Raw genomic sequence first — 10,924 nt, forward strand, 5'->3', positions numbered from 1 at the left:
TGTGGGAGCGAGCCTGCTCGCGATTTTTTGTTTACAGACCCCGAAAACCGGGACTTCCAAGCTGTTATAGGATTTTTGCTCTAAAATGACTGCCAGTAGTTCTTGAGTCATTAAAATGACTGTAGGGGCCGCTTTTGGCTCTAGTCGACCCTTGGCAAAGCTGCTACTCTCGGCGCGCTTTGTGACTTCTCGGCCTTGTAAAAAGCCAGACTCACCAATAAACAAACACCAATAATAATCGCATCAAATGCGGTGCTGAATTCGCGTTGCTGAGGAGTGGGCTTCCATGATCGAAGACTTTTGGAAGGATAAGTACCCCGCTGGAATTGCTGCCGACATCAATCCAGACGAGTACCCGAATATTCAGGCAGTGTTGAAGCAATCCTGCCAACGCTTCGCCGACAAACCGGCGTTCAGCAACCTGGGCAAGACCATCACCTACGGTGAACTGTACGAATTGTCCGGTGCCTTTGCCGCTTATCTGCAACAGCATACCGATTTGCAGCCCGGTGATCGAATCGCCGTGCAACTGCCCAACGTGTTGCAGTACCCGGTCGCCGTCTTCGGTGCCATCCGTGCCGGGCTGATCGTGGTCAACACCAACCCGCTGTACACCGCGCGGGAAATGGAACACCAATTCAACGACTCCGGTGCCAAGGCGCTGGTGTGCCTGGCAAACATGGCGCATCTGGCCGAAGCCGTGGTGCCGAAAACCGGCGTCAAACACGTCATCGTCACTGAAGTCGCCGACCTGCTGCCGCCGATCAAGCGCCTGCTGATCAACAGCGTCATCAAGTACGTGAAGAAAATGGTGCCGGCCTATCACCTGCCTAAAGCCGTCAAATTCAACGACGTGCTGAGCAAGGGCCAGGGCCAGCCGGTTGCCGAAGCCAACCCGGACAGTGGCGACGTCGCTGTGCTGCAATACACCGGCGGCACCACCGGCGTGGCGAAGGGCGCGATGCTGACCCACCGCAACCTTGTCGCCAACATGCTGCAGTGCAAGGCGCTGATGGGCTCCAACCTCAATGAAGGCTGCGAGATCCTGATCACGCCGCTGCCGCTGTACCACATCTATGCGTTCACCTTTCATTGCATGGCGATGATGCTGATCGGCAACCACAACATCCTGATCAGCAACCCGCGCGACCTGCCGGCGATGGTCAAGGAACTGTCGAAGTGGAAGTTCAGCGGTTTCGTCGGCCTCAACACGCTGTTCGTGGCCCTGTGCAACAACGAAGGTTTCCGCAAGCTGGACTTCTCGGCGCTGAAAGTGACCCTGTCCGGCGGCATGGCCCTGCAACTGGCCGCCGCCGAACGCTGGAAAGCGGTCACCGGTTGCCCGATCTGCGAAGGTTACGGCATGACCGAAACCAGCCCGGTGGCCACGGTCAACCCGATTCAGAATATCCAGATCGGCACCATCGGCATTCCGGTGCCGTCGACCTTGTGCAAAGTCATCGACGATGCCGGTGTCGAGCAGCCGCTGGGCGAAATCGGCGAACTGTGCGTCAAGGGCCCGCAAGTGATGAAGGGCTACTGGCAGCGTCAGGAAGCCACCGACGAGATGCTCGACAGCGAAGGCTGGCTGAAGACCGGTGATATCGCGCTGATCCAGCCGGACGGCTATATGCGCATTGTCGATCGCAAAAAAGACATGATCCTGGTCTCCGGTTTCAACGTGTACCCGAACGAACTGGAAGACGTGCTGGCGACCCTGCCGGGCGTGTTGCAGTGCGCGGCCATAGGCATTCCTGACGAGAAGTCGGGCGAAGCGATCAAGATTTTCATCGTCGCCAAGCCAGGCGTCACGCTGACCAAGGAAGCGGTGATGGAGCACATGCGCGCCAACGTCACCGGCTACAAGGTGCCGCGTTCGGTGGAGTTCCGCGATGCGCTGCCGACCACCAACGTCGGCAAGATCCTGCGCCGCGAGTTGCGCGACGAAGAGCTGAAGAAGATCAAGGCGAAGAGCGCCGCGTAAAACAGAAAGCCCCGCAGATGCGGGGCTTTTTGTTGGTGAGGCAGTAGGGCTTCAGATCTCTGGCGTATGGTTAAACCAGCCCCTCACCCCAGCCCTCTCCCAATGGGAGAGGGGGAAAGGGAGCCGATCGCGTGTGCTTCAAAACCTGAGTTCGACTCGATATCTCAGGTCGGCGTACCTCGTCCAATCATCTCGGTCAGTCCCCTCTATCAATGTGAGATAGGGAGAGGGAGCCGATAGCGTGTACTTCAAACCTGAGTTCGGCTCGATATTTCAGGTCGGTGTACTTCGTGAAGACTACTCGGTCGGTCCCCTCTCCCTTGGGAGAGGGCTAGGGTGAGGGGAGAAGGGGCCCACGCGATCTTATTGACGGAACGGCGCAAAGTTCACATTGGTGCCCGCCGGGCGCATGTCCTGCAGGTACGAGTCCTTGTCGGCGCTCAGTTCCAGGCTCAGGGCGGCCTTGCGCTTGCCTTCGTTGCGGATCACCAGGCCTTCGAGCTTCTCGCGCAGAAACACGGTCGGCACTTTCAGGTGCAGCAGTTCGTCGGTGGCCGGGGTGTGCATCAACAGGTGAATCCACTCGTACTGACCGATGGCCAGACGCGACACGGGCAGATCGAACCACCAGATGTTGCGGTTGCGGTTCAGTTCGGCGAAGTGGCAGTTGTTGGTGCCGAGCACGGCACCGCCCAGTTCCTGGTTGCGACGGGCGATGGCCTGCTTTTTATCGAGTTTCATAACATTCCTGCGGGATCGGTTCTGTGGCGCCTGGCGCCCTTATGGTGGGCATTCTCGGGGCTACGCTCGCAAACATAAAGCGCAACCTGCACGCCGCGACGAAATGAAGCCCTGAAAATAAATGAAACTTGGCGCAAACCCGGCCAGTCAATCGTTACGTAATGACTTTTCCCCTTCAATGCACCAAGGAGAAACACCATGAGTAGCACAGGCGATAAAGTAAAAGGCATGGCCAACGAAGCGGTCGGCAACGTCAAGCAAGGCATCGGCAAAGCCACCGACAACACCAAACTGCAAGTCGAGGGCAAACTGCAAGAGAAGAAAGGCGAGGCCCAGCAAGCGGTGGGCAAAGCCAAGGACGCGATCAAGAAAGGCGTCGACAAGGCTTGATCCAGTCTTGAACGAAACACCGAAGCGGCCATCCAAGGATGGCCGTTTTCGTATCCCGTTCACATACGGTCACGGATCACAGTGTTTCAAAGTCGCCAAGTAAGCTACTTTGATGAGAGAAAAACGGCCCCTGAGTCGCCACGACTTCAACCTGTTTTGCGGCGAAAGGAGACGCGAATGATTTTCCCCGACATGAAAGGCCTGCCCCTGCACCGGGTCATCGTGCGCACCGTCACCGAGTTCATGGACGACGAGATGTCGACCTATGCCTCGGCACTGGCCTACCAGATGCTGTTCTCGCTGTTCCCGTTCATTCTGTTTCTGATCGCCCTGATCGGTTTCCTGCACCTGCCGGACTTCTTCTCCTGGCTGCGTCTGCAATCGGAACTGGTATTGCCGCCCCAGGCGCTGGAGCAGGTCAACCCGGTGATCGACCAGTTGCAGCAATCCAAGGGCGGTCTGCTTTCTGTGGGTATCGTCATCGCGCTGTACACCGCGTCCGCCGGTGTGCGCCTGATGATGAGCGCAATGAACGCCGCCTACGATGTGGTCGAGGGCCGGCCGATCTGGAAGCGCTTCCCGCTGTCGATCTTCTACACCGTCGGTATTGCCGGCATGTTGTTGGCCGCCGCCGCGCTGATGGTTCTCGGGCCGCAGGTGATGACCTGGATTGCCGGGCAGGTCGGTCTGGAAGACTTCATCGTCACCGTATGGACGATCGCCCGCTGGCCAGTGATCGTAATCCTGATGATGGTGGCCGTGGCGTTGATCTACTACGTGATGCCCGACGTCAAACAGGAGTTTCGCTTCATCACTCCGGGCTCGGTGCTGGCGGTGGTGGTGTGGATCGTCGCGTCCCTGGGGTTCGCTTTTTACGTCAAGACGTTCGCCAACTACAACGCCATGTATGGCAGCATCGGTGCGATCATCGTGCTGCTGCTGTATTTCTACATTTCCGCCGCGGTGCTGTTGCTGGGCGCGGAGATGAATGCGGTGATCGAACACATGTCCAGCGAGGGCAAGGACCCGGGCGAGAAAGTCCCCGGCGAACTCGATGAACATCCCAAACAACACGTTTCCGGACTTGGGCGCGATCACTCGCTCAACCCGAACACAGACGAAGCCTGATCATGATCCGTGAAATCCTGAAGATGGGCGACGAACGCCTGCTGCGCATTGCCCCGCCGGTGCCCGCCGAGATGCTCGACAGCCCGGAGCTTTGGCAACTGATCGACGACATGTTCCAGACCATGGAAAGCGTCGGCGGTGTCGGCCTGGCGGCGCCGCAGATCGGCGTCGACCTGCAACTGGTGATCTTCGGCTTCGAGCACAGCGAGCGTTACCCGGACGCCGAAGCCGTGCCACAGACCATCCTGATCAACCCGCTGATCACGCCGCTCAGTCCGCTGATGGAAGAGGGCTTCGAAGGCTGCCTGTCGGTGCCCGGCCTGCGTGGCGCGGTGGATCGTTATCAGCATATCCGCTATGAGGGTGTTGATCCCAAGGGGAAGCCGATCATGCGTGTAGCCTCGGGGTTCCACGCGCGGGTGGTGCAGCATGAATGCGACCACTTGATCGGGCGGCTGTACCCGTCGCGCATTACCGATTTCAGCAAGTTCGGTTACACCGAAGTGATGTTTCCGGACCTCGATCCCAACGCCGACGACTGACTAGTCCAGGCGCGGTGCGAGCTCCATGGCAATCATTGGTTTGCTCCGCGCATAACGGCTCAAGCGCTCGGCCATGGCCTGGGGCAGGGCGGGGTCGAAGGTGAAGCCGCGCCGCTCGTAGAAACCGCGCAGGTCCGGGTGGCAGAACAGCCACACCGGCGCCTCGACGTCTTTCACCGCTTCAGCAATCAGCTGCGCGGCAATACCCTGTTCGCGGCAGGCTGGATCGACGAACAACCCGGTCAGCCAATGCCCGCCGAACACCGGCCGCAGACACAAGGCCGCTACGATTTCCTCCCGCCGCGCCACCCACAATTGCGCCTCGCGCACCGCTTTCATCGACGATTGATGCTGGCGGTAGAACTTGTTCATCAAGGGCCAGGACAGGTCGTCGAGCTGGCTGTAACGGATGTCGGTCATGAATCGGACTGCCGGTGCAAAAGCTGCGGATTATAAAACAACGTGCCCGTCGGGATAGGTGTATACCTGATCTCACATCCCCTCTGAGTGGAGTACGCATCATGTCCAAAGGTATGGATTCGAAGAAAGCCGCAAAGAAGAAACCGGCCAAGACCGCCATCGAGAAACGCCACGAGAAAAGGGCGAAAAAAGTCGACATTTTTGGCCATTGATCACGCCTTTCTGGAGCCCGGATCCGGGCTCCTGTCTTGCCGGTAAAAACACCCCGCAAAAATAATCTGCAAGATTTTCCTCAGGTGTTGCACAGAACGATCAGACCCTCGTTCCGAGCCACGCCATGCCCCATTATTTCGACGATGCCCATCGCCAACAGATCGAAGCCCTGCGCCAACGCTTCACCGCCCGCACCGACTGGCCGACCTGGCTGCTGCTGATCGGCGTGTACACCGGCTGGTTTGCCCTTGTGCTGGGCGGCGAATGGCTTGGCCTCTGGTGGAGCACGTTGCTGCTGATTCCTTTGCTGGTGCTGTGGCTGTCGGTGCAGCATGAGTTACTTCACGGTCATCCGACGCGCTGGATCTCGGTGAACAAAGTGCTCGGCTATGCGCCGTTTGCGGTGTGGTATCCCTACACGCTCTATCGCGACAGCCATTTGCAGCACCATCGCGATGAAGACCTGACGATCCCCGGTGTCGACCCCGAAAGCCGTTACCTGAGCGCCGAACGCTGGCAGGGCAGTTCGCTGTTCGAACGCAGCGTGCACTGGCTGAACAAGACCGTGCTCGGCCGTTTCGTAACAGGCGCACCGCTGGCATTGCTGGCGCTGGCCGGTGAAGAACTGCAACGCCTGAAAAACCGCGAACGCCAGGCCTGGCTGATGTGGTTGACCCACGGTGCCCTGACGGTGCTGATGCTGTTTTTCATTGCCCGGTACAGCGTGTTGCCGGTCTGGCATTACTTGCTGCTGATCAGCGTACCGGCGCTGTCGATTGCGATGATCCGCTCCTACTATGAACACCGGCCACACACGCAACCGGAACAGCGCACGGTGCTCAACGAAGCCGGATGGCCATGGCGCTGGCTGTTCCTGAACCTGAATTTCCATCTGGTGCACCACGATTTGCCGAAGCTTGCGTGGTACGACTTGCCCAAGGCCTACCGTATGCGCCGGGAGCAATGGGTCGAACGCAGCGGTGGGTTTCTGGTGCAAGGGTATGGGCAATTGTGGCGCCGGCATGGCATCAAGCCGATCGACAGCCCGCAGCATCCGTTCATTTGAGGCCACCATGACGTCAGGTTACGCAGAGCTGTTGATGTACATCGCCCCCGAGCCGATCCGCGCGGCGAACGAACAGTGGCTGGCGCGGATTCTCGAACACTTGGGCCGCTCGAGACTCGATGCCGGCGGCTTGTCGCTGCCCGAACTCTGGCTGTCGCCGCAGTTGCTGCTGACCCAGACTTGCGGCTATCCGCTGATGACGGCGCTGCGCGGTCAGGTCCGGATTGTCGGCCGTCCGCGTTACGAGTTGCCGGACGCCACTGCCGGCAATCATTGCAGTCTGATCCTTTCTCGCGCCGATGATCCGCGCCGCAGCCTGGCGGAGTTCTTCGACAGTCGTGGGGTGATCAACAGCGAGGACTCCAACAGCGGCATGAACCTGCTGCGCCAGTGCCTGGCGCCGCTGCATCGGGATGGTCGGTTTTTCGCTTCGGTCGGCCTCAGTGGCGGTCACCGCGAAAGCCTGCGCTGGTTGCGCGAAGACCTTGCGGATCTGGCGGCCATCGACAGCGTGACCTTTGCCTACCTGGCGCAGCACGCCGCCGAAGAAGTCAGCGGCTTGCGGGTGGTGACGCGCAGCGCGTTCAGCCCGACCTTGCCCTTCATCACCGCTGCCAGCACGACGGACCAACAGATCGAGCAACTGCGCCGGGCGATGAACCGCAGCCTGCAAGACCTGCCGGATGTGGCTCGTACCCTTGGCTTGCCTGAAGTCCTGCCCGCCAGCGAAAGCGATTACCTCGTCCTGTTGGATTATCAGCGCGATGCCGAAGAACTGGGTTTTGGCCGCTTGCGCTAGCGCTCTCGGTTAATTCTCAAACGGAATATAAAAATTCTTTTTAAGTATTTTTAACGCATAAGGCACCTTGCTAGGATCGCGCCACCGGACGACCGGACATTCAGCGACCCTTGACCAAGGAGCCCCCATGTCCGGCGCCGACGCATCCCATCGCAATCATGTGAATACGCTGTTTCGCGACCATTACCAGTGGTTGTGCGCACGTCTGCGTCGGCAATCGAATGATGCGGCCACAGCCGAAGACATCGCCGCCGAAACCTTCGCGCAACTGCTCGAAGCCCCGGGCCTGACCGCCATCCGCGAGCCCCGCGCCTTGCTCACCACCATCGCCCAGCGGCTGCTGTATGAGCGCTGGCGGCGGGGCGATCTGGAGCGTCGTCATCTGCATCAACTGCAACAGAGTGACCTCGATCACGCGCCGTCTCCCGAAGAACTCGCCGACCTGTCGCAGAGCCTCAAGCACCTGGACCGGACGCTCCAGCGTCTGCCGGGCAAAGTCCGCTCGACCTTTCTGCTGGCGCGCATCGACGGCCTGACCTACCCGCAAATCGCCGCCGAACTGGGCATCTCCCAGCGTTCGGTGAGCATGTACATGACCCGTTCCCAGGCCCTGTGCAACCGCCACAGCGCCAACCAAACCCTGATTTCCTCCCAGAACAAGAGGTCCGCATGAGATCGATCAAAACCCTGCTCGGCAGTTCGCTGCTGGCCCTGACCCTGACTGCCGGGCACGCCGTGGCAGCGGAAAAAGCCGCGCCGATCCACTTCGGTGATATCACCTGGGAAAGCGGCAGTTTCATCACCGAAGTGCTGCGCCTGATTGTCGAAAAAGGCTACGGCTACCCGACCGACACACTGCCGGGCAGCACCGTCAGTCTGGAAGCGGCGCTGGCGAAAAACGACATTCAAGTGATCGGTGAAGAGTGGGCCGGGCGCAGTCCTGCGTGGGTCAAGGCTGCCGCCGAAGGCAAGGTGTTCGGCCTCGGCGACACGGTGAAGGGCGCCACCGAAGGCTGGTGGGTGCCGGAATACGTGATCAAGGGCGACCCCGAGCGCGGAATCAAACCGCTGGCGCCTGAGCTGAAATCCGTGGCCGACCTGCCGCGCTATAAAGATGTGTTCAAGGATCCGGAAGACCCGAGTCGCGGGCGTTTCCTCAACAGCCCGACCGGTTGGACCTCGGAGATCGTCAACAGCCAGAAGCTCAAGGCGTATGCGCTGAACGACAGCTTCGTCAACTTCCGCACCGGTTCCGGCGCGGCGCTGGATGCCGAGGTGGCGTCGTCGATCAAGCGAGGCAAACCGGTGCTGTTCTACTACTGGTCGCCGACGCCGTTGCTCGGTCGCTTCAAACTGGTGAAGCTGGAAGAGCCGCCGTTCGACGCCGAAGCCTGGAAAACCCTGGCCGATGCCAACAACCCCAATCCCAAAGGCACCCGCTCGATGCCGGCGAGTCTGGCAATTGGCGTGTCGGCGCCGTTCAAGGCGCAGTACCCGGAACTGGTGACGTTCTTTGAGAAAGTCGACTTGCCGATCGATCTGCTGAACCAGACCCTGGCCGGGATGAGTGAGAAGCGCCAGAAGCCACGCCAGGTCGCCGAAGCATTCCTGCGCGATCAACCACAAGTCTGGAAACCGTGGGTGCCGGGTGAGGTGGCGAATAAAGTCAGTGGGAGTCTGTAGTTCTTTTCCGTTAATTGCGTTGTTCGAAAAGTTGCCATTGCGAGTCTGTCGCAATGGCAACAAACATCCCGCTCGCTGAACCGATTCTTGTCCGTTTTTTGTCCAAACTCCCCGTGGTACTGGCCGACTAGTGGCCTTGCGCAAGGCTTTGCGCTGTCTATGCTCACACGTAACTAACTATGTCGACCGCCATCCAAAGCGCTTCGACGGCAATCGGTTAGCCAAGAACAAAGCTGCCAGAGTGCGCAATCCAAGGCACCGACACTTAACCGGCAAGGAGCATGTTTTTTAAATGGAAGTTCTTCTGCACGTTAGGAATGGCCCGCCTGCGGGCTATCAAGAGAAGGATGTCTTGATTAGAGCGTCGCTGCATGGACTCTTTGATTAATCATCGTTGATCACCTGACAACTTCCTCCCGTGGAGGAATGCGTGTGCCTGTTCTGTGGAACGTAGTGGTGGATTCTGAAAGACCTGAACTTTCATCAAATCAAAAGACCGCGCGGAAGGTGATAGAGACATGTTCAACCTACATCACAAGGCTGACCTGCAGGAAATCGAACGCTTCAGTTGTGCCCTGACCGAAGCCAATGCCAAGTTGGAGGCGATCAGCCGTTCGATGGCGATGATCGAATTCACCCCCGACGGCATCGTTCTGGATGCCAATGACAACTTCTGCAAGACCATGGGCTACAGCGCCGAAGAAGTGCGTGGCAAACATCACCGGATCTTTTGTGAAGAAGAGTTCTATCGCAGCGAGGAGTACGCCAAGTTGTGGCGTGACCTGGCCCGGGGCGAGCCAATCAGTGGCACTTTCCTGCGCTTGAACAAGAGCGGCCGGGAGATCTGGCTGGAAGCGAGTTACATGCCGGTTTATGGCCCGGACAAACAAGTCAGAAGCGTGATCAAAGTGGCGTCGGACATCACGGCGCGGGTGAACAAGGAAAAAGAAGAGGAAAGCATGCTCGCTGCGATCAGCCGTTCGATGGCAGTGATCGAGTTCACCCCGGAAGGCAATGTGATCACGGCCAACGATAACTTCCTCAAGACCATGCAGTATTCGCTCAACGAAATCGTCGGCCATCACCACAGCCTGTTCTGCCATCGCGCCGAAGCCGAGTCCGCGCAATACAAGGCGTTCTGGGCATCGCTCAATCGCGGCGAATATCACTCGCACCGCTTCGAGCGCAAGAACAAGTCCGGGCAGACCGTTTACCTCGAAGCCTCCTACAACCCGCTGTTCGACGCCAAAGGGCGTTTGTACAAAGTGGTGAAGTTCGCCAGCGACATCACCCACCAGATGACCACCTTGCAGACCGCTGCGGAATCGGCCCACAGCACTTCGGTACAAAACGACGCCTGTGCACAAAAAGGCTCACAGGTCGTGCAGCAAACGGTGCAGATCATTCAGGACATTTCCCGCGACCTCAACGAAGCGGCGCTGAGCATCGATGCGGTGAGCAAGCAATCGGACATCATCGGCACCATCGTCCAGACCATTCGCGGGATTGCCGACCAGACCAACCTGCTGGCGCTCAACGCGGCCATCGAAGCGGCGCGGGCTGGCGAACACGGGCGCGGTTTTGCGGTGGTGGCGGATGAGGTGCGCAGTCTCGCGGCGCGGACCAGTCAGGCGACCCTGGAGATTGTCGATGTGGTGCGCAAGAACCACGAGTTGTCACTGAGTGCGGTGTCGAGCATGCAGTCGAGTCTGAGTCGCACCGGGCTCGGGGTGGAACTGGCGAACGAAGCAGGGGACGCGATACGGGAAATTCAGCAGGGTTCGCGGCATGTGGTGGATGCGATCAGCCAGTTCAACGAGACGTTGCAGTTGAACTGACTTTACGCAACATCCGAAAACCTGTGGGAGCGGGCTTGCCCGCGATTGCGTCAGTCCAACCCACACCCACGCTAAACGTGCTGACACCCCCCCGGTCCAACCCCCTCCCCCCAGTGTCCA

General features: G+C 59.1%; 10 protein-coding genes and 2 pseudogenes. 10 read left to right on the top strand and 2 right to left on the bottom strand.

The window, feature by feature from the left end; translation table 11 throughout:
* Positions 1 to 286 precede the first annotated feature (286 nt).
* The gene (fadD1, locus tag ACW9HX_RS28140; RefSeq protein ID WP_457383093.1) at positions 287 to 1,984 is read left to right on the top strand and encodes a long-chain-fatty-acid--CoA ligase FadD1; all 1,698 of its coding nucleotides are present in this window, start codon (positions 287 to 289) and stop codon (positions 1,982 to 1,984) included.
* A 363-nt stretch (positions 1,985 to 2,347) separates the two neighbouring features.
* On the opposite strand, the gene ACW9HX_RS28145 is transcribed toward fadD1, so the two are convergent.
* A complete protein-coding gene (locus tag ACW9HX_RS28145) occupies positions 2,348 to 2,725 on the bottom strand; it encodes a hypothetical protein (protein ID WP_007951149.1) in 378 nt (125 codons plus the stop codon).
* Positions 2,726 to 2,923: 198 nt separating this feature from the next.
* Here ACW9HX_RS28145 and ACW9HX_RS28150 point away from each other — a divergent pair, with 198 nt between their 5' ends.
* From ACW9HX_RS28150 to def, 3 genes are all read left to right on the top strand, one after another.
* Entirely contained in the window at positions 2,924 to 3,115 is a 192-nt protein-coding gene (locus ACW9HX_RS28150; protein ID WP_096818227.1) for a CsbD family protein, read from the top strand.
* A gap of 177 nt (positions 3,116 to 3,292) precedes the next feature.
* Entirely contained in the window at positions 3,293 to 4,243 is a 951-nt protein-coding gene (locus tag ACW9HX_RS28155; RefSeq protein ID WP_457383094.1) for a YihY/virulence factor BrkB family protein, read from the top strand.
* Positions 4,244 to 4,245: 2 nt separating this feature from the next.
* Positions 4,246 to 4,785: a peptide deformylase gene (gene def / locus ACW9HX_RS28160; protein ID WP_457383095.1), complete on the top strand. Its 540-nt coding sequence runs from the start codon at positions 4,246 to 4,248 to the stop codon at positions 4,783 to 4,785.
* Here def and ACW9HX_RS28165 read toward each other — a convergent pair whose 3' ends face one another.
* The gene (locus ACW9HX_RS28165) at positions 4,786 to 5,205 is read right to left on the bottom strand and encodes a GNAT family N-acetyltransferase (protein WP_457383096.1); all 420 of its coding nucleotides are present in this window, start codon (positions 5,203 to 5,205) and stop codon (positions 4,786 to 4,788) included. It abuts the gene before it with no gap.
* Between the two features lie 337 nt (positions 5,206 to 5,542).
* On the opposite strand from ACW9HX_RS28165, the gene ACW9HX_RS28170 reads away from it, so the two are divergent.
* From ACW9HX_RS28170 to ACW9HX_RS28195, 6 genes and pseudogenes are all read left to right on the top strand, one after another.
* Positions 5,543 to 6,484, top strand: a complete 942-nt coding sequence (locus ACW9HX_RS28170; protein ID WP_457383097.1) for a fatty acid desaturase — start codon at positions 5,543 to 5,545, stop codon at positions 6,482 to 6,484.
* Between the two features lie 7 nt (positions 6,485 to 6,491).
* Entirely contained in the window at positions 6,492 to 7,283 is a 792-nt protein-coding gene (locus ACW9HX_RS28175) for a phosphate/phosphite/phosphonate ABC transporter substrate-binding protein (RefSeq protein WP_457383098.1), read from the top strand.
* Between the two features lie 127 nt (positions 7,284 to 7,410).
* Positions 7,411 to 7,956, top strand: a complete 546-nt coding sequence (locus ACW9HX_RS28180; protein WP_457383099.1) for a sigma-70 family RNA polymerase sigma factor — start codon at positions 7,411 to 7,413, stop codon at positions 7,954 to 7,956.
* Positions 7,953 to 8,966 carry an ABC transporter substrate-binding protein gene (locus ACW9HX_RS28185; protein WP_457383100.1) on the top strand — a complete coding sequence of 338 codons (1,014 nt, stop codon included), beginning with the start codon at positions 7,953 to 7,955 and terminating at the stop codon, positions 8,964 to 8,966. The genes ACW9HX_RS28180 and ACW9HX_RS28185 overlap by 4 nt, the downstream gene beginning before the upstream one ends.
* 518 nt (positions 8,967 to 9,484) lie before the next feature.
* Positions 9,485 to 10,255 (top strand): annotated as a pseudogene (locus tag ACW9HX_RS28190) (PAS domain-containing protein); the annotation flags it as partial.
* A gap of 120 nt (positions 10,256 to 10,375) precedes the next feature.
* Positions 10,376 to 10,804 (top strand): annotated as a pseudogene (locus ACW9HX_RS28195) (methyl-accepting chemotaxis protein); the annotation flags it as partial.
* Positions 10,805 to 10,924 lie beyond the last annotated feature (120 nt).

This window comes from Pseudomonas sp. SDO52101_S400 (assembly GCF_054071635.1).